The organism is Pseudoalteromonas sp. NZS127_1, assembly GCF_015864295.1.
Lineage (GTDB): Bacteria > Pseudomonadota > Gammaproteobacteria > Enterobacterales > Alteromonadaceae > Pseudoalteromonas > Pseudoalteromonas arctica.
On sequence record NZ_JADYXO010000025.1, the window covers coordinates 1 to 18,006 of the forward strand.

General features: G+C 37.6%; 12 protein-coding genes and 4 tRNA genes. 14 read left to right on the plus strand and 2 right to left on the minus strand.

The features are described 5' to 3' along the window. Positions 1–76, minus strand: a tRNA-Val gene (locus I6F50_RS17515). Between the two features lie 1,000 nt (positions 77–1,076). Here I6F50_RS17515 and I6F50_RS17520 point away from each other — a divergent pair. The 5 genes from I6F50_RS17520 to I6F50_RS17540 all read left to right on the plus strand — a co-directional run bounded on the left by I6F50_RS17520 (position 1,077) and on the right by I6F50_RS17540 (position 5,189). After that, positions 1,077–1,152: transfer RNA gene (locus I6F50_RS17520), tRNA-Ala, on the plus strand. Between the two features lie 37 nt (positions 1,153–1,189). After that, positions 1,190–1,265, plus strand: a tRNA-Glu gene (locus I6F50_RS17525). 182 nt (positions 1,266–1,447) lie between these two features. Continuing rightward, a tRNA-Glu gene (locus I6F50_RS17530) sits at positions 1,448–1,523 on the plus strand. Between the two features lie 281 nt (positions 1,524–1,804). Beyond that, positions 1,805–4,672, plus strand: a complete 2,868-nt coding sequence (locus I6F50_RS17535) for a pitrilysin family protein (protein WP_101216866.1) — start codon at positions 1,805–1,807, stop codon at positions 4,670–4,672. Positions 4,673–4,922: 250 nt separating this feature from the next. Continuing rightward, on the plus strand, positions 4,923–5,189 hold the full coding sequence (locus I6F50_RS17540; protein ID WP_165729482.1) for a DksA/TraR family C4-type zinc finger protein: 267 nt from the start codon (positions 4,923–4,925) through the stop codon (positions 5,187–5,189). A gap of 55 nt (positions 5,190–5,244) precedes the next feature. On the opposite strand, the gene gloA is transcribed toward I6F50_RS17540, so the two are convergent. Then, complete coding sequence (gloA, locus tag I6F50_RS17545) at positions 5,245–5,646, minus strand: lactoylglutathione lyase (protein ID WP_165729483.1); 402 nt, start codon at positions 5,644–5,646, stop codon at positions 5,245–5,247. A 646-nt stretch (positions 5,647–6,292) separates the two neighbouring features. Here gloA and I6F50_RS17550 point away from each other — a divergent pair. From I6F50_RS17550 to I6F50_RS17590, 9 genes are all read left to right on the plus strand, one after another. Further along, positions 6,293–7,171 carry an NAD(P)-dependent oxidoreductase gene (locus tag I6F50_RS17550; RefSeq protein WP_008170302.1) on the plus strand — a complete coding sequence of 293 codons (879 nt, stop codon included), beginning with the start codon at positions 6,293–6,295 and terminating at the stop codon, positions 7,169–7,171. Between the two features lie 148 nt (positions 7,172–7,319). Next, a complete protein-coding gene (locus tag I6F50_RS17555) occupies positions 7,320–9,578 on the plus strand; it encodes a polysaccharide lyase 6 family protein (protein WP_197176883.1) in 2,259 nt (752 codons plus the stop codon). Between the two features lie 5 nt (positions 9,579–9,583). Next, positions 9,584–11,794 (plus strand): heparinase II/III family protein, encoded by a 2,211-nt coding sequence (locus tag I6F50_RS17560; protein WP_165740802.1) that lies wholly within the window; start codon positions 9,584–9,586, stop codon positions 11,792–11,794. A 5-nt stretch (positions 11,795–11,799) separates the two neighbouring features. Further along, complete coding sequence (locus I6F50_RS17565; RefSeq protein ID WP_002962963.1) at positions 11,800–12,144, plus strand: cupin domain-containing protein; 345 nt, start codon at positions 11,800–11,802, stop codon at positions 12,142–12,144. A 2-nt stretch (positions 12,145–12,146) separates the two neighbouring features. Continuing rightward, entirely contained in the window at positions 12,147–13,454 is a 1,308-nt protein-coding gene (locus tag I6F50_RS17570; protein ID WP_007585328.1) for an MFS transporter, read from the plus strand. Positions 13,455–13,528: 74 nt separating this feature from the next. Further along, complete coding sequence (locus I6F50_RS17575; protein ID WP_165740803.1) at positions 13,529–14,461, plus strand: sugar kinase; 933 nt, start codon at positions 13,529–13,531, stop codon at positions 14,459–14,461. A gap of 428 nt (positions 14,462–14,889) precedes the next feature. Next, positions 14,890–15,507, plus strand: a complete 618-nt coding sequence (eda, locus tag I6F50_RS17580) for a bifunctional 4-hydroxy-2-oxoglutarate aldolase/2-dehydro-3-deoxy-phosphogluconate aldolase (protein WP_007585331.1) — start codon at positions 14,890–14,892, stop codon at positions 15,505–15,507. Positions 15,508–15,521: 14 nt separating this feature from the next. Next, positions 15,522–16,604, plus strand: coding sequence for a class II fructose-bisphosphate aldolase (gene fbaA / locus I6F50_RS17585; RefSeq protein ID WP_007585332.1), 1,083 nt, complete (start codon positions 15,522–15,524; stop codon positions 16,602–16,604). After that, complete coding sequence (locus tag I6F50_RS17590) at positions 16,601–17,563, plus strand: class 1 fructose-bisphosphatase (RefSeq protein WP_010555334.1); 963 nt, start codon at positions 16,601–16,603, stop codon at positions 17,561–17,563. The genes fbaA and I6F50_RS17590 overlap by 4 nt, the downstream gene beginning before the upstream one ends. The last annotated feature ends 443 nt before the right edge of the window (positions 17,564–18,006 follow it).

Consider the following 18,006-nt stretch of genomic DNA (forward strand, 5'->3'; position numbering starts at 1 on the left):
TGGTGGGTGATACTGGACTTGAACCAGTGACCCTCGCCTTGTAAGGGCGATGCTCTCCCAACTGAGCTAATCACCCACATCTAAACAACATTGCATTGCTGCGTTGTTGTGGGGCGCTATTATAGATAGAGTTGGAAATGTGTCAACACTTGAATGATAAAAATGTACTGAATGAAGGTTTTATAAACAATAGGATATGGTTGAAGTCTATTTTATCATCAAATTTGATATTGCAGTTCAATTAAGCACCTAATAAGCTCCTAAAAGTGAGTAGGGAATTGTATTTTATTAATCTTAAATTTAGCTTCACGATACTTATTGTTTTTTTTACTGGAGTCGTTTTTATGATTATGAGCAAGATGGATTAATATTAGGGCGAGTTATTTAGTAAATAGAGCAGGCCTTTAAAAATGAATTTAATTTAAACTTCCCAACACAAATGATATTTCCAGCATTCTAAACTCTATTTTTGTACTTACTTTATTTTTATAAGCCAACCTAGCCAACTCGTAAAGACGCACTCTTTAGTCAGAGCTCTTTGGATTAAGACTTAAATAGATGACATATAGTTGTACATAGAATTACGAAGCTACAATGCTCTTTAAAAAATGTTCTTCAAACAACAATCGAGTTTTTTAGTACGAGTTATGCTGGTTATCAAGCGAGTGAAGGCTGCGGGCACTCTCAAACTCACATTTGAGCTTTGGTTATTATAAGTAATTGTAACTTTTAAAGGATTAAGACGATTGGCGAGGCCTAACTCGGTAGTTTTTTAAATAAGTTCAATTTGCATATAAATGTATACCTTTTCTTTGATACAACTTTGTTGCATCAATTATGGGGAGTAGGGCGTGATTGAGTATTCGCTGCAAAATAGTGATGTAATTATAAGCAGTAGGGCTAGAATCTTATTCAAATTGTATTTATTAGCACGCTTGATAGCCAGTTTGTTGAAAATTAAACCATTTAAATAAAGCTAGGTAAAAAACTGTTGACTTTATTTTGGGTGGTGCATAGAATGCGCCCCGCACTAAGCAATACACGATGTGTTTATCACGACGGGTATTGATTAAGTTGGGGCCATAGCTCAGCTGGGAGAGCGCTTCGCTGGCAGTGAAGAGGTCTGCGGTTCGATCCCGCATGGCTCCACCAAAAATTAGTGTTTTGTCCTAGGGTAGCAGTTTTCTGTGTCCCCATCGTCTAGAGGCCTAGGACACCGCCCTTTCACGGCGGTAACAGGGGTTCGAATCCCCTTGGGGACGCCACTTACTATTTTAAGTATTGTATAAAGCAGTGTGACACCGCACTCTCTATGCACGACGTTATCAAGAGTACTAATCTCTTGGGGACGCCACTTACTTATTTTTAATAGGGAAGTGAAGTGTTATTAAGAAAGCTCGTCTGAAACGAGTCTAAAAATTCAGTTGTCCTAGTGACACATTTATGTGTCCCCATCGTCTAGAGGCCTAGGACACCGCCCTTTCACGGCGGTAACAGGGGTTCGAATCCCCTTGGGGACGCCACTTACTATTTTAAGTATTGTATAAGCAGTGTTACATAACACTCTATATGCACGATGTTATTAAGAGTATCAATCTCTTAGCTATGACATTTACTACTTAGATAGGGAAGTGCAGTGTTATTAGAATAAAACCACAAATTAATACCCTCATTTTACACTTCATTTTTATATCAATCTATTTACACTTTATTACAAAACCAAACCCATAATCGCTCCATATTCCTTGTTGTACTTTTAATTAGTCTTTAAACTCATTGAGTTAATTTAAATATGGACTAAAAAATGAAACTCACAAAAATTGCACTTGCTGTTTTACTTGCATCAGGGTTGGCTGCATGTAATAGCTCAACTCAAGCTGTTGATAAAAATATTGTTACAGAAACATCAATTCCTGGCGTTACACTTATTGAATCAGTGAAATCTAATGCAGGTGAAATCAACATACCGTATAAAAAATATAAACTAGATAACGGTTTAACTGTAATTGTGCATGAGGATCATTCAGATCCCTTAGTACACGTTGATGTAACATACCACGTTGGTTCTGCTCGCGAAGAGCTGGGTAAGTCAGGCTTTGCTCACTTTTTTGAGCATATGATGTTTCAAGGTTCAGAGAATGTTGCTGATGAGGAACATTTTAAAATAATATCTGAAGCAGGCGGTACTTTAAATGGTACAACTAACTCAGATAGAACAAATTATTTTGAAACAGTACCTGTAAATCAATTAGAAAAAATGTTGTGGCTAGAAGCTGATCGAATGGGCTTTTTACTCGATGCTGTAACCCAAGAAAAATTTGAAGTACAACGCGAAACAGTAAAAAATGAGCGCGGCCAACGTGTTGATAATCGCCCTTATGGTCGTTTAGGTGAACGTGTTGCTCAAGCGATGTATCCAGATGGTCATCCATATTCATGGCCAGTAATTGGTTTTATGGACGATCTTAATCGCGTAAATGTAAATGATTTAAAAGCATTCTTTTTAAAGTGGTATGGTCCTAATAATGCAACGCTTACTATTGGTGGCGATATCAACGCTAATGAAATACTGCCATTAGTTACTAAATACTTTGCACCAATTCCAAAAGGCCCTGAAATCCCTACAGTAGAAAAAACAGCTGTAACACTCAATGCTGATAGATATATTTCAATGGAAGATAAGGTACATTTGCCTTTATTAAGTATGAGTTTCCCAACGACTTACGCTCGCTCTGAAGATGAAGCACCTCTTGATATACTTGCTGAAATATTGGGTGGTGGTAATAATTCACTACTATACAAAAACTTAGTTAAAACTCAACTTGCTGTTCAAGCAAGTGCAAATCATCCATGCCAAGAGTTAGCGTGTTCAATTAGTCTTTATGCTTTACCAAATCCTACAGCAGGGAAAACGTTAGCTGATATGGAAAAAATCATTCGTGATTCATTTGTTGAATTTGAAGAGCGTGGCGTTACACAAGATGATTTAGATAAAGTAAAAGCTAAAATAGAATCTGGTGCAATTTTTGGTCTGCAAAGCGTATCAGGAAAAGTCTCTCAACTAGCCGCGTCAGAAACGTTTACAGGTAACCCAAATTCAGCTAAAGATGAGATTGCACGTTATAACAAAGTTACAAAAGCTGATGTTATGCGTGTTTTTAATCAATATATCAAAGGTAAATCTGCCGTTATTATGAGTGTTGTACCAGAAGGGCAAACTCAACTTATAGCTGCTCCAGACAACTTTACGCCTAAATCGCATGATTTTGGAGGTCCATCTACAACTTCAGCTGATGATTTAGTGGCACGAAGAGCTGTTGATACATTTGATCGAAGTGCTCATCCAGAGGCCGGCGCAAATCCTGCTGTTGATGTTCCTACTCTTTGGCAAACTAAGACCGAAAACGGTATTAAAATATTAGGTACTCAAAGTACAGAAACGCCAACTACCGCTATTTTCATTAAAGTTCCGGGTGGCCTGTACAGTGAGCAAGCTAGTAAAGTGGGTTTATCATCAATAACTGCATCGTTAATGAGCGAGTCAACGCAAAACTACACTACAGAGCAGATGAGTAACGCGCTTGAAAAACTAGGTAGCCAGGTAAGTATCTACTCAGATAAAACACATACAAATGTGTATGTTTCTAGCTTAACCAAAAATGTAGATGCAACGCTAAAGCTTGTAGAAGAAAAGTTATTTAAACCAGCATTTAATGCAGATGACTTTGAGCGTAATAAAAAGCAAATCATTCAAAATATTCAACATTCAATGAAGGATGCTGGGTATTTAGCATCTAATACATATAGTAAATTACTATATGGCAACAATATAGCTGCACTTCCAAGTACTGGAACGCTTAATAGTATAGAGGCTATTACACTTGCTGACGTTAAAGCTTTTTATAACGCAAACTTTAAACCGCAGGGCGCTCAAGTAATTATTGTTTCTGATTTAAAAGAGTCAACAATTGAACCAAAAGTTAAAGCTACACTTACAAATTGGAAAGGTAAATCGAGCTTAGTAGCGGTTGATTTCAGTGAACCTAAAGTAGAAACTAATGTAATTTATTTGGTCGATAAACCAGACGCTCCTCAATCAGAAATTCGTATAGGTAAACGCGATATGGTTGAAGATATTACAGGTGAGTTTTTTAAAGCTAACTTGATGAACTTTGCACTTGGTGGCACGTTTAATAGCCGTATCAATCTAAATTTACGAGAAGATAAAGGCTACACTTACGGTGCTCGCTCTCGTTTCTGGGGTGATAAAACATCAGGTGGCTTTACCGCTTCTGCAGCGGTGAGAGCCGACTCTACTGCAGCGTCTATTACAGAGTTTACTAATGAGCTTAATAACTATGCTCAAAACGGTGTCACTGATGAAGAGCTTATGTTTATGCGTAAGGCTATCAATCAAAAAGATGCGCTTAAATACGAAACGCCTAATGCAAAACTTGGCTTTTTAGCACAAATATTAGAATTCGATTTAAAACCTAGCTTTGTAAAAGAAAGGAATGAGATTGTTAGCAATATCAGCAAAGAAGAAGTTAACGCCTTAGCTAAAAAACACTTAAATACTAAAGACATGATTTATTTAGTAGTGGGTGATGCTAAAACACTTCGTCCAGAGCTCGAAAAATTAGGTATGAAGGTTGTTGACTACAGTCTTTAATATTTAAATAAATCATTGGAATTATAAAGCAGCTTTTTTAGCTGCTTTTTTTTGCCTAATTGTAGAGTGTTGAATTTTTTGTGAAAAATAGATTACAAGGAGCAACTACAGCATCTTTCTTTAGATATAAAATATAGTTTTATAGCTTAAACCTTCAAAGAACATCACATTCCTAGCTTTTTTATTCAGTACTTATAAAGATTCGATTTGGTAGCATAAATTTAAACATCCAACTTTATTAGGAGGATTTATGGCAAGTGGATGGGCACGAGACGGTGCAATTCAAGATCAAATTGATGCGAGTGTTAATGACGCCGTACAGTATGCAAGAAGCAATTTAATATCTGGCGCAAGTGCAGAGTTATGTGATGAGTGCGATGAGGAAATCCCACAAGCACGAAGGCTCGCGTTACCAGGAGTGCGCTATTGTGTTGCATGCCAAGCTGCAATAGAAGGTAATGGTGCTAGCGCTAAATCGTTTAATAGACGTGGCAGTAAAGACAGTCAGTTGCGTTAAAAGGTGCTAAAAAGCACCTTTTTTAATTTAAACTAGCACCCATAACTTACATAACTTAAAAGTTACTCATGTCATCTTTTTTCTGAATAAGTTCTATTGAATAACCGTCAGGGTCTTTTACAAAAGCAATTTCAGTAGTACCGCCTTTTACAGGCCCAGGTTCACGACTAACATTACCACCGGCTGCCTTAATATCAGCACAGGCTTTGTAAATATTATCAAATTCGATGGCTATATGGCCATAAGCATTACCAAGGTCGTAGCTATCCTCATCCCAGTTATATGTCAATTCTAGGACTGTCGTGTCCTTCTCATCTCCATACCCAATAAAAGCCAATGTATATCGATACTCGTCATTGTCTGCGCGTCGTAACTCTTTCATACCTAATACTTCAGTATAAAAAGCAATTGATTTGTCTAAATCCGCTACACGCAGCATAGTATGTAATAAACGCATTATTCAGTTCCTTTAGTGATTTTTCAAAGTTCAGTATATTTTTAACTAAGCGCTATTATTAAGCGCATTTTGTGGTTTTTATATGTATTAGCCATATATGTAGGCGTTACGTACAAATCACAACCTCAATACCATTTAGAGTCGGAAGCTGTTCACGTATGGTCTTTATAATTTCACCAATAACATCAATTGTAAATTACCAATTAATGAACCATTTTATTGAATTTTGCATATTTAAATAAAGAACACTCAATTATTGGTCAACCTATTAGTATAAAAAAGTTACTGATTGTTCAACAAAATTTAACCTATGTCTGATTGGGTTTTTCATATCTAACTCTTTGTTTTTGATTGGTATTAAATTTATTTGTATGTAATTTGTAAAAATATGGGATTTACTTGGTTAACTTATTGGTTGACAAAAAAGGTGTATGGTAATACAGTTTTTGCATACCAATTGGTAAGTTGCTTGGTTTGAGTGAATACAATGTATTGGTAATTAATCAGAGTTACGTTTTGCACAGGTTAATTTATAAATAACTCAAGCTTAAAGTTACTCTACAAATTGAAACAAAGACACAGCGTATTTTAGAGTAGATTTTACTTGTTCTTATAAAAGTATGCGCCACATATTTAGGAGTTATTCATGTCAAAACCAGTCATCGGTTTCATCGGCTTAGGCTTAATGGGCGGCAACATGGCCGAAAATTTACAAAACAAAGGCTATGAGCTAATTGTTATGGACCTTAGCAAAGATGCGGTTGCAGCATGTGTTGCTAGAGGCGCAAAAACAGCAAGCACTGCTAAAGAGCTAGCTGAAGGTTCAGATATTGTTATGTTTTGTCTTACAACTTCTGCCGTTGTAGAAAAAATCATTTATGCAGAAGACGGTATCCTAGCGGGTATTAAAGAAGGTGCAGTATTAGTTGATTTTGGTACTTCTATCCCATCATCTACTAAAAAAATTGGTGCTGATTTAGCAGCTAAAGGCGCAGGCATGATTGATGCTCCTCTTGGTCGTACACCAGCACATGCTAAAGATGGCCTTTTAAACATCATGGCTGCAGGCGATATTGCTACATTCAATAAAGTTAAACCAGTACTGGAAGATCAAGGTGAAAACGTTTTCCATCTTGGCGAGCTAGGTGCAGGTCATACAACTAAGCTCATCAACAATTTCATGGGCATGACTACAGTATGTGCTATGTCACAAGCATTTGCAGTTGCAGAGCTTGCTGGTGTTGACCGTCAACAACTTTTTGACATCATGTCGACTGGTCCATCTAACTCACCGTTTATGCAATTTTGTAAAAACTATGCAGTTGATAATGTTAGTGACCTTGGTTTCTCGATTGCTAATGCAAACAAAGATTTAGGCTACTTCCTACAAATGGTAGAAGACCTAGGTACTGAATCAAAAATCGCTGAAGGTTCATCAGCTAACCTACAAGCAGCGTTTGACGCTGGTATGGGGCAAGGTAACGTTCCTGAAATTTTTGATTACTTCAAAAAGTTAGAAAAGTAATACTTCTCGACCTTATTGAGCGCTTTAGGCTTTTAGCTTAAGGCGCTTTAACACACATGACACCAATTGACTAAAGTCTTTGTGCAATGTCAGCTTTTTAAAATTCTGATGAAGCACTACTTTCAGTCACAACGAAAAAGAGTTAACTATGCGTTTGATTAACACAATAAAGCTTAGTCTAGTTCTCATCGGTTGCATATCCACACAAATAGCGGCCAAAGATTATTTTGTAGAAAGTAAACAAGCTTTTAATGATATCGCAGCTAATCTAGTTGCTGGCGACAAAGTAGTACTTAAAAATGGTACTTGGTCTGACTTCGAAATCCTACTTGAAGGCCAAGGTACAAAAAACTCTCCTATTTTATTGACCGCTGAAACTAACGGCAAAGTAATTTTATCGGGTCAATCTAACCTAAGACTTGCAGGTAAATACCTTGAGGCTTCTGGCTTAGTATTTAAAGACGGCTACACACCGAGCTCAGCTGTAATAGAATTTCGTAAAAACAAAAATGAATTAGCCTACAACTCACGAGTAACAGAAATTGTAATTGATAATTACAGTAATCCAGACAAACGAGAGTCTGATTATTGGGTTGCATTATATGGACAACATAACCGCTTTGATCATAGTCATTTAGTTGGCAAACGAAATAAAGGCGTGACAGTTGCTGTTCGTTTAAACACTCAAGCAAGCCAAGAAAACTATCACCGTATAGATAATAACTATTTTGGCTACCGTCCAACTTTTGGTTCAAACGGTGGTGAAACACTTCGTATTGGTACTAGTCATTACTCATTAACTGATTCACATACATTGGTAGAAAATAACTACTTTGAACGCACCAATGGTGAAGTAGAAATTGTGTCGGTTAAGTCAGGTAAAAACATCCTTCGTAATAACGTATTTTATGAAGCGCGCGGTACATTAACGCTGCGCCATGGTAACGGTAACCTAATAGAAGAAAATATATTTATTGGTAATGGTGTTGACCACACCGGTGGTATCCGCGTTATCAATAAAGACCAAATTGTAAGAAATAACTACCTACAAGGTCTAACAGGGTATCGTTTTGGCAGTGGTTTTACTGTGATGAACGGCGTACCAAATTCATCTATAAATCGTTATCACCAAGTTGAAAATGCGACAATTGAAAACAACACATTTATAAATGTGCGTCATATTCAACTTGCCGCAGGTAGCGATGCTGAGCGTAGCGCTGCACCTAAAGATAGCGTAATGAAAAATAACTTAATCATAAATCAAGATGGTGAACAGCCATTTACAACATTTGATGATGTAAGCGGGCTGGTACTAAGTAACAACATTGCTGATACAAAAGTACTTTCTGAGCTAACGTACGGTGTAAAAAAAGAAAAAATCACGCTTAAAAAAGCAAGTAATGGTCTACTTTACCCAACATCTAAAAGTTTAAATGTAGGTGCAAAGCGCGATTTAAAAGTACTTAAAAAAGAAGATACCGGTGTTAGCTGGTATGCAAAAGTACCTGCTTTAGTTGATTTTGATTCTGGTAAGACACATTCTGTTAAAGCTGATGTAAGTGCATTACTAGATGCTATTGATAATGCACAGTCGGGCGATGTTCTAGAACTAGCGCCTGGCCAGTATGATGTTTCTAAACTGGTTAAAATTGATAAAACGTTGACAATTAAAGCGAAGCAGAACACAAAGTCTAAACTTACTTTTCAACGTTCTACCTTGTTTGAAATACATGATGGCGGCAGCTTAAAACTAGATGGTTTATCTATTTCAGGTGAAAACGCGCCAGATGCAATAGGTAACAGCATTGTTCGTACGCAAAAGTGGGGTATGGTTGATAATTACCGCTTTGTAATGACCAACTCAGAGTTAAATGCTTTAGATATTAATCATTCATTCCATTTCTTTATCACTGGTAAAGGTGCAATGGCTGATGAAATTATTCTTACAGGTAATACCTTTAATACAGTAACCGGTGACATTTTACGTCTAAATACTGAAATTGAAGACTTAGGTGTTTATAACGCGGAATACGTTATTGTAAATAATAATACATTTAATGATGTGCAAGGTGGTGTACTTAAGCTTTACCGTGGTGGTACTGATGAAAGTACATTTGGCCCTCATTTTGAAATGACAAATAACACGCTTAATAACGTTGGCCTTGGTAAGCGTAACAAAGAGCAAGCGAGCATTTATGTTCACGGTGTTCAGGTTACTAATATCAAAGATAATAAATTTGTTAAATCTGCTCCTATTGTTGTAGAGCACACAGTAGGCGAGCCTAAAACTGAAATCTCAGACAATACATTTGATGCAACTAAAGCACCAAGTGTTAAAGAACTAAGAGTTAAAGGCCCACATACAGCAGTATTAAAAAATAACAACATTTTAAATAAGGCAGGGTAAATACTATGTACTTATTAAAATGCCAAACAGGTTTTAAAATAGCGGCTGTAGCAGCACTTACATTACTTACATCATTGGGTGCGCATGCAGCGCACCCAAACTTAGTAATTACTACTGATGACGTAAGTCATATGCGTCAAGCAATAGGCAGCGAAGGTAAATTTTCTACTGCGTTTGAGCTATTAAAAGCGCAAGTAGACGAACAAATAGCTCAACCAATTGCGGTACCTGTACCAAAAGATGGTGGTGGTGGTTATACACATGAACGCCACAAGAAAAATTACCAACTTATGTACAACGCGGGCATTATTTATCAATTAAGCCAAGATGATAAATACGCAAACTATGTACGTGATATGTTGCTTGAGTATGCAAAATTATATCCAACACTTGGTCTGCATCCAAAACGTAAAATGGACTCGCAAAATCCAGGTAAGTTTTTTTGGCAAAGCCTAAATGAAGCAATGTGGCTTGTGTACACAATACAAGCTTATGATCTAATTCATGACTCGTTAAATGCCGATAACATTAAAACAATCGAGGATGACTTACTACGTCCTGTTTCGTTGTTCACATCAGTAGGCCAACCCTCTACATTTAATAAAGTACATAACCATGGAACATGGGCAACAGCGGGTGTTGGCATGGCAGGGTATGTATTAGGTGAACCTGAGTGGGTAGAAAAATCATTATACGATTTAGAAAAGTCGGGTAAAGGTGGCTTTATTAAGCAGCTAGAAATGCTGTTTTCACCACAAGGTTACTATAACGAAGGTCCTTACTATCAACGCTTTGCACTATTACCCTTTGTAACGTTTGCTAAAGCGATTGAAAACAACGAACCACAACGAAAAATCTTTGAATATCGCGATGGCATATTATTAAAAGCGATTGATACGACGATTCAACTTAGCTACAACGGTTTGTTTTTCCCAATTAACGATGCAATAAAAAGTAAAGGTATCGATACTATTGAGTTAGTTAATGGTGTAACGGCAGCATATGGCTTAACCAACGATGCGGGTTATTTAGATATTGCTAAGCAACAAGACCAAATAATTCTCTCTGGTGATGGACTAAAAGTAGCTCAAGCACTTGATAACAACATGGCAAAACCTTATTCGTTTAAATCTGTTGCCTTCGGCGATGGTAATGACGGTAAACAAGGTGCTCTAGTTGTAATGAGAACGCAGGTAGGTTGCGATCAAGCTCTACTATTTAAACCTGCTGCACAAGGCTTAGGTCACGGTCATTTTGATAAACTAACATGGCAATTTTACGACCACGGTAATGAAATTGTATCTGATTATGGCGCAGCACGTTTTTTAAATGTAGAAGCTAAATACGGCGGTCGTTATTTACCTGAAAACGAAACTTACGCTAAACACACTGTTGCGCACAATACGGTAGTGGTTGACGAAACAACGCATTTTAATGCAAATGTTGAAGTAGGAAATAGTAATTACCCTACACTTAACTTTTTCGAAACGAATGAATACGGCACGGTTTCAAGCGGCGAAATAAGCACAGCTTATAAAGGCGTTGATCTTGAGCGTACGCTTGCACTTATTAACTTACCTGAACTACAAAGCACAGTTGCACTTGATATATTTGATGTTGCAGCAAATAAAGCGCATCAGCTTGATTTGCCTTTGCATTATAAAGGTCAGCTTATAGATACCAGCTTTGAGCTAAAAGCGAATGCAACACAACTGTCTGCATTAGGTACTAAAAATGGCTACCAGCATCTATGGCTTAAAGCTCAAGCGCAACCTCAAAGTGGTTTAGCTAAAGTAACGTGGTTAAACGAAAATGGTCGCTTTTATACGCAAACGAGTTTGGTTAAAGGTGATGAGTCTTTCTTGTTTACTCAAATAGGCGCAAACGACCCTGATTTTAACTTACGCAACGAAAACGGTTTTATTCGTCGTGTTGAGGGGCAAAAGCATCATAAATTTATATCTGTATTAGAGCCTCACGGTGAATACAATCCAAGTAAAGAATATACGTTAGAAGCTGTTAGTAGAGTTACAAAGCTTGAATATAGTCAGCAGGGCGATTTAACACTTGTTGAACTTGATATTAAAGGCAAGTCATATTTAGTGGCTATTAATAAAGCACCAACCTCAGCTAAAAATACATTCAATTATCAAAATAAAGAGTTCACTTTAAATGGCCGATTAGGCGTTTATATGATGAACAATAATCAGGAGTAAATAGGATGCAAAAGCAAAGCGCAAACTTTTCATTTGGCAACGAGACCGAAATTGAAGATTTAGGAAATGGTCTAAAACGTCAAATGCTAGGTTATAACGAAGAGCTAATGGCTGTTAAAATTTGGTTTGAGAAAGGGGCTATTGGTTATAACCATGCTCACAGACATTCTCAAGTAACGTATGTTGTTGAAGGTGAGTTCCACTTTAACATTGATGGCGTAACTAAAATCTTAAAACCGGGTGATAGCTGCTTAATCCCACCATTTGCTGATCATGGAGCTACCTGCCCAACAGGCGGAATCCTGATTGATACTTTTAGCCCAGCGCGTGAAGACTTTCTTGAGGATTAATTATGCAACTTAAAGGCTTACGTTGGTGGGTTATAGCGCTAATTGCGCTAGCTACCATTATTAACTATATCGACCGTCAAGCACTTAGTGTGCTTTGGCCGGACATCGTTGAAGATTTATTTCCTGATGAATCAGCGCTAGAACGCAAACAAATATACGCTAATATTTCAATTGTGTTTGTATTTGCTTATGCATTTGGTCAAGCCATATTTGGTAAAATATTTGACTGGGTAGGCACACGCTTCGGTTTTGTTTTATCGATAGGTGTTTGGTCTATTGCAACCGTTGCACATGCATTTGCACAAGGTGTGCTTAGCCTTAGTATTTTTCGCGCAATCTTAGGTGTAGCAGAAGCTGGTAACTGGCCGGGCGCAGCTAAAGGTAATGCTGAATGGTTTCCTACTAAAGAGCGTGCCTTAGCACAGGGTATTTTTAACTCTGGCGCTGCTATTGGCGGTATTATTGCTATTCCTTTAATTGCTTATTTAACTATCTACTTTAGCTGGCAAATGGTGTTTGTTTTTGTGGGCGTATTAGGTTTTCTTTGGTTAGTGCCTTGGTTAATTTTGGTTAAAGCGCCGCCTAGCTCTCATCCTTGGCTTACTGCCGAAGAGCGTGAATATATCTTAACAGGTCAAAGACGTGTTGATGATAATGGCGATGTAACAGGTGAAGACGAAGAAGAATATAACCCTTCAACTGCTGAGTTACTTTCTCGTAAGCAAAGCTGGGGTGTAATTATTGCCTCTGCTGCGATTGACCCTATTTGGTGGTTATTTGTTTTTTGGATACCTATTTACCTAAACGAAGTATACGGCATGGATGTTAAGTCTATTGGTATATATGGTTGGGTACCTTATGTTGGCGCTATGTTTGGTGCTTGGTTTGGTGGCTTATTAGCTCAAAACCGACTCAAAGCCGGTTGGAATACAGATAAAACACGTAAGCTAACTATAACGCTGGGCTGTTTAATTATGTTACCTGCGTTACTTGCAATGGCAAATCCAGGCGGACCAACGACAGCGGTACTAATTATGGCTGTTATATTATTTGGTTTTCAAACTGCAATTGGTAACGTGCAAACACTACCAAGTGATTTGTTAGGCAAAAAAGCTGTAGGTACATTATCAGGTTTCTCTGGTATGGCGGCAAAACTTGGTGCTGTAGGCCTTACATCGCTTGTGCCTATTCTTACTGCTGATGGTAATTATACGCCAGCATTTGTTATTGGTGCTTCTTTAGCCATTATAGCAATGGCAGCTGTTTGGATTTTAATTCCAAAAATAGAACCTCTTAAAAAGCCTCAATAATCTAGATAATAACTGCTATGCCAACATGTTTTGTATAAGCGCATAGCAGTTAACTACATAGGGTAACTTCCAAGATGAAAAATATTTACTTTATCGGTGAATGCATGGTCGAGCTTAGAGCTATGAGCGCAGCCACACTACACCAATCATTTGCAGGCGATGTTTATAATTCTGCAGTGTATTTAAAACGTTGCTTCCCGCAGGTTACTACTTCGGTTGTTACGGCTTTAGGTCAAGATAATTTAAGTAAAAAAATGCTAGAACGCTTTGAAAGTGAACAAATAAATACACAACTCGTATTTGCTCACGATACCAAAGTACCTGGCATGTATTACATAGAAACCGATGAGCATGGTGAGCGTAGCTTTATTTATTGGCGTAATGATTCTGCAGCTAAAAAGGTTGTTGATTTTTTAGATGCTGATGCACTCGAGCAGCTTAGCCAAGGTGATATGTTTTTCTTTTCAGGAATTTCATTAGCAATAATTGAAAAAAGTGCACGTGAGCATTTTTGGAAAGTTGTAAAGCAGCTCAAAGATGCTGGGGTTAAAATAGTTTTTGATCCTAACTACAGAGCGCGTTTGTGGAATAGTGTAGAGGAAACTAAAGAGCAATATCATTTAGCTTTTACGCTTGCAGATATTACCCTACCTGGCGTTGAAGATTTAACAACACTTTATGACGTTCATAGCGTAGAAGCGGTTGTTGAATATTTAAAACCTTACCAAATTGAAGAAATTGTTGTTAAAAATGGCCCTGAATCGGTAGTGACAAAAGAGGGCAATACTCTTCAAAGCCACACTATAATACCGGTAACAAATGTTGTAGATACGACATCCGCAGGCGATGCTTTTAACGGTGTTTACTTAGGTGCTCGTTTATCTGATAAACCAATTTCGAGTGCTGTACAACTTGCTGCAAAAGCCGCCGGTGCGGTTATACAACAGCCAGGCGCTATTGCTCCAAAAGATATATTTCAGCTAGCAATGGTTGAAGCTGGTATCTGATACCAATTTTATTAAAAACATGATCACCTTAGCGTATTAAATAACTCACTAACTACGTTAAAAATTATTTATATAGAACAACTATGTATCATAATTTTAGCCTTGTTATTGAGCTATTTTCTTGTCGCTATAATAGCTCATTAATTTAATGCAATTGGTATAACAAAATAATTAACCTGAACTCTGGTTAAGAGATTTACTAACATATTGAATCATGGTGATATTTAAAATTATTTTCTCTAGCTAGAGATTTTCAGTGAAAACAAGGCGAATTTACGCGTCAATAGCGGGCCTATTGCAAGTAAATTCAACGCAGTTAGCGCTGAAAATAGCTGCTTGAGATAGATTTATTATCTAGAGTTCAGGTTAATCAAACATTAAAGGCCGCCATACCTCGGCCGCATTACTTTTTATAAAGGAACAACGTTATGACTCGCTTTTCTGAACTTATGTCAGGACAAACACTGCTACCTATAATTCAAGCTGATACGCCAGAGCAAGGTGTTCAAATAGCGAAAGCTATGGCTAACGCTGGCCTTACTTTAGTTGAAGTAGTACTAAGAACAGAGGCTTCTTTAGAAGCATTAAAAGCTATTAAGGCACAAGTGCCAGAGCTAAAAGTCGGTGCGGGTACAGTCATAAATACTGACATTTTAGAGCAAGCACTTGAAGCGGGTTCTGACTTTATTGTAACGCCAGCGGTTTCTCCTGCATTACTTACAGCACTTGCTAAATGTAATGTGCCGGTACTTCCTGGTGTATCAAACACCGGTGATATTTTAATGGCACTTGAATATGGCTTTGAAGAGCAAAAATTATTCCCGGCTTCGCTTGCCGGAGGAGCACCTTTTGTATCAGCTGTGTCGTCAGTATTTAGAGCAGTCAGCTTTTGCCCTACAGGCGGCGTTAGCGAAAGTAACAAAATGGACTATCTTTCTTTAAATAATGTATTCGCCGTTGGCGGTACTTGGATAGCGAAAAAAGAGTGGGTTGAACAAGAAAATTGGCAAGCAATTACTGATTCTTGTATCCAGGCTTTAAAATAGAAAGGATTTCATAAATGAATTATTTAGCCCCAACAATACTGCCAGGCGTAATCGTTGGCGATGAAGTAAGTGCTGTGTATGAACATGCGCGTACTAATCAATATGCGTTGCCAGCGGTAAATGTTGTTAGTACAACATCTATAAATGCAACGCTAGAAGCTGCTAAAAAGAAAAACTCGCCCGTTATTATTCAGCTTTCTAATGGTGGAGCTCAATTTTTTTGTGGTAAAAGCTTATCTTTACCAGAGCAACAATCAGCAGTGCTTGGGGCGGTAAGTGCTGCAAGATATGTACATTCAGTGGCAGCACATTATGAAGTAGCAGTGATGCTTCATACTGATCACGCAGCTAAAAAGCTACTACCTTGGATTGATGGTTTGCTTGATGAAGGTGAAAGACACTTTGAACTGACTGGCAAACCACTGTTTAGCTCGCATATGATTGATTTGTCAGAAGAGCCTTTAGAAGAAAATATCGAAATTTGTGAACGTTACTTAACGCGTATGGCAAAAATAGGTATGACGCTTGAAATTGAGCTTGGCTGCACGGGCGGCGAAGAAGACGGTGTTGATAACTCACACCTAGACAGCTCTTCTTTATACACTCAGCCTGAAGATGTTGCATTTGCTTACGAACGTTTAAGTCGTATTAGCCCTAATTTTATAATTGCAGCGTCTTTTGGCAATGTTCACGGTGTATATAAGCCGGGTAACGTTGTTCTTACACCAACTATTTTAAAAGATTCACAAGCTTACGTATCAGAAAAATTTAATCTACCAAGCAACTCAATTAACTTTGTATTTCATGGTGGTAGTGGTTCTGAGTACGATAAAATTGCAGAGTCTTTAACCTATGGTGTAGTTAAAATGAATATTGATACCGATACGCAATGGGCGTGTTGGACAGGTATTTTAGACTACTACAAAGATAACCAAGCATACCTACAAGAGCAAATTGGTAACCCTGATGGGGATGATAAGCCAAACAAAAAATACTATGACCCTCGCGTATGGTTGCGTCATTCAGAGCAAAGTATGGTTGCAAGACTAGAGCAATGCTTTGACGATCTAAATTGTGTAAATAGGTATAGCGCATGAAAAGACTAAATACAGTATTAAAAGAAGACGGTGTAGATACCGATCTTATTTTACTTATTCGCACAATTTTAGCGACCAGTAAAGAAATTGCTTTTCGAGTAAGCCAAGGTGAATTAGCCGGTGTTTTAGGTTCAACATTGAATGAAAACATCCAAGGTGAAGTTCAAAAAAAGCTAGATGTAATTGCAAACCAACTACTTAAAGACATACTACTTGACGACAGCAGCGTTCGATCAGTTGCATCAGAGGAAGAAGATCATGCGGTAGGTGGCCATCCTGAAGGTAAGTTTATTGTTGCTTTTGACCCACTAGATGGCTCTTCTAATATTGATGTTAATGGGCAAATAGGCACTATATTTACTATTTACTTAGCCCGTGATGATGTTGCCTTCGACAGCGACGAGCAATTTAGTCAGCCTGGTGTAAATCAAGTATGTGCAGGCTATGTGTTATACGGCCCTTCATCATTACTTGTAATGAGCACTGGCGGTCCAACGCGTTGTTATACATTAGATTCAACGCATGGCGGTTATCTACTGACAAATAAGCAGTTAAGTGTGCCAGAGCAGAGTCGTGAATTTGCCGTTAATATGGCTAACTACCGTTATTGGGACGAACCGACACAAGTGTATTTTGATAAATTGCTTTACACCTGTGAAAGCTTTGAAAAAAGCTCAATGCGTTGGAATGCAGCGATGGTAGGCGACGTTCATCGTATTTTATGCCGAGGCGGGTTATTTTTGTATCCGCAAGATAAACGCAGTGGTAACGATAACGGAAAAATAAGACTGCTTTATGAAGCAAACCCGTTAGCGCTTTTAGTTGAAAACGCAGGTGGTAAAGCAACCTCTAGAGGAACGCGTATTTTAGATATTGCGCCAACTAGCTTGCATCAACGTGTGCCTGTTGCTTTGGGCTCAAATGAGCCTGTAGAGTTTTATAATAACGCTATTTTATAAACCAGTACTTAATAAAAAAGGGGCAAGAAAATAGCCCCTTTTTTACCCTTATTTTTCATTCTCTCTGTAAATAATCCTTTTTATACAAACTCACTTCATTTCTTAATTTTCTTATAGTCTTCAAATAAGAATACTTCATATATATTAAATAAATCTGATTTACTTAACCCCATGTAAAACCAATTTTTTACTCTAAGGTTATGTATTTTCGCAGTAATTGTGCATGATTGAATTCAATTTTTGACCTGCGATAACAGTGCAGGGTTAACTTTATGTTTATTTGTTGTTATTTAATTGGGTGGATGTAGTGGAAAAAGTTATTTTATTATGGTTATATTACCAAGTTGGTTAACAATTTATTTGCAATTTAAATGAATTTGGTAATAAACGCATGATTTATTTGGTAACACACACAATAGATAACTAAATATTAAAACCATAAA

Excerpts from the sequence above, each read along its gene's own strand:
- I6F50_RS17575 (WP_165740803.1), top strand. The coding sequence starts at position 13,529 with ATGAAAAATATTTACTTTATCGGTGAATGCATGGTCGAGCTTAGAGCT.
- gloA (WP_165729483.1), bottom strand. The coding sequence starts at position 5,646 with ATGCGTTTATTACATACTATGCTGCGTGTAGCGGATTTAGACAAATCA.
- I6F50_RS17550 (WP_008170302.1), top strand. The coding sequence starts at position 6,293 with ATGTCAAAACCAGTCATCGGTTTCATCGGCTTAGGCTTAATGGGCGGC.
- I6F50_RS17555 (WP_197176883.1), top strand. The coding sequence starts at position 7,320 with ATGCGTTTGATTAACACAATAAAGCTTAGTCTAGTTCTCATCGGTTGC.
- I6F50_RS17590 (WP_010555334.1), top strand. The coding sequence starts at position 16,601 with ATGAAAAGACTAAATACAGTATTAAAAGAAGACGGTGTAGATACCGAT.
- I6F50_RS17535 (WP_101216866.1), top strand. The coding sequence starts at position 1,805 with ATGAAACTCACAAAAATTGCACTTGCTGTTTTACTTGCATCAGGGTTG.
- I6F50_RS17570 (WP_007585328.1), top strand. The coding sequence starts at position 12,147 with ATGCAACTTAAAGGCTTACGTTGGTGGGTTATAGCGCTAATTGCGCTA.
- fbaA (WP_007585332.1), top strand. The coding sequence starts at position 15,522 with ATGAATTATTTAGCCCCAACAATACTGCCAGGCGTAATCGTTGGCGAT.
- I6F50_RS17560 (WP_165740802.1), top strand. The coding sequence starts at position 9,584 with ATGTACTTATTAAAATGCCAAACAGGTTTTAAAATAGCGGCTGTAGCA.
- eda (WP_007585331.1), top strand. The coding sequence starts at position 14,890 with ATGACTCGCTTTTCTGAACTTATGTCAGGACAAACACTGCTACCTATA.
- I6F50_RS17540 (WP_165729482.1), top strand. The coding sequence starts at position 4,923 with ATGGCAAGTGGATGGGCACGAGACGGTGCAATTCAAGATCAAATTGAT.
- I6F50_RS17565 (WP_002962963.1), top strand. The coding sequence starts at position 11,800 with ATGCAAAAGCAAAGCGCAAACTTTTCATTTGGCAACGAGACCGAAATT.